This window comes from Photorhabdus viridis, from assembly GCF_040256935.1.
GTDB classification, from domain to species: domain Bacteria; phylum Pseudomonadota; class Gammaproteobacteria; order Enterobacterales; family Enterobacteriaceae; genus Photorhabdus; species Photorhabdus viridis.
On record NZ_JBEJZY010000174.1, the window covers coordinates 1 to 1,022 of the forward strand.

At 51.3% G+C, this 1,022-nt stretch carries 2 protein-coding genes; both read left to right on the forward strand.

Translation table 11 applies throughout. The features are described 5' to 3' along the window. On the forward strand, window positions 1-380 hold a 380-nt coding region (tssB, locus tag ABR397_RS22790; protein WP_350307698.1), incomplete at its 5' end, for a type VI secretion system contractile sheath small subunit. A 31-nt stretch (window positions 381-411) separates the two neighbouring features. Further along, a partial coding sequence (locus tag ABR397_RS22795; RefSeq protein WP_350307699.1) for a type VI secretion system contractile sheath domain-containing protein occupies window positions 412-1,022 on the forward strand: 611 nt, incomplete at its 3' end.

A 1,022-nucleotide genomic window follows, 5' to 3' on the forward strand; every position in this document is an offset into this window, starting at 1 on the left:
ATTACAGTCATGGGCAAGAACAGCGCCCACTCTCGGAAAGAAAAAAAGTGTCTATTAACAAAAACAACTTTGACAGCGTGATGGCTGAATTTAGCCCCGCGCTTAACCTGACGGTTCAAAATACCCTGGCTGAAAATGGCAGTGAAGAAAATATCGCCCTCACTTTCCAGCAAATAAAGGATTTCGATCCTGAACACGTGGCCCGCCAAATTCCCCCACTGCGGGCGTTACTTTCTATGCGTAATTTATTGCGCGATCTGAGATCCAACCTGCTTGACAACGCCACCTTTCGCCGGGAGCTGGAGCACATTCTCCAGGATGACGCGTTGAACGATCAATTGCGGGCTGAACTGGCTGCGCTGGCGCCGAAAGCCCTCTGATGATGGCGGTATTTGAGTCAGGAGAAATATGATGACGGTACAAGAACAGGCCGCTTCTGCTGCGGCAACCACACCCTACGCCGAAGGCAGTGTGTATCAATCCTTGTTTGAAAAAATCCATTTACAGCCGGTCGAACAACTGAGCGATATCGACCGCTTTCAGTGCAGTGATGCGCTGGCGGATGTCACGGCGGATGAACGGGTGACTGCGGCGGTCAGCGTTTTTCTCACGCTGTTAAAAGCCTCCGCGCAAAAAGTCGAACGGCTGGATAAAGCCTTGCTGGATAACCACATCGGCGAGCTGGACCACCAAATCAGCCGTCAGTTGGATGTGGTAATGCATCATCCGGCATTCCAGCAAGTTGAATCCGCCTGGCGTGGCCTGAAATTTTTGGTTGACCGGACGGATTTTCGTCAAAACGTCAGCATTGACCTATTGGATGTCACTAAAGACGACTTACGGCAGGATTTTGATGATGCGCCGGAAATCGTCCAAAGCGGCTTTTATCTCCAGACTTACACTCAGGAATACGATATGCCGGGCGGGGAGCCTATCGGCTCGGTGATTGCCAATTACGAATTTGATGCCAGCTCGCAGGATATTGCCCTGTTGCGTCATATCGCCAAAGTATCAGCCGCGGC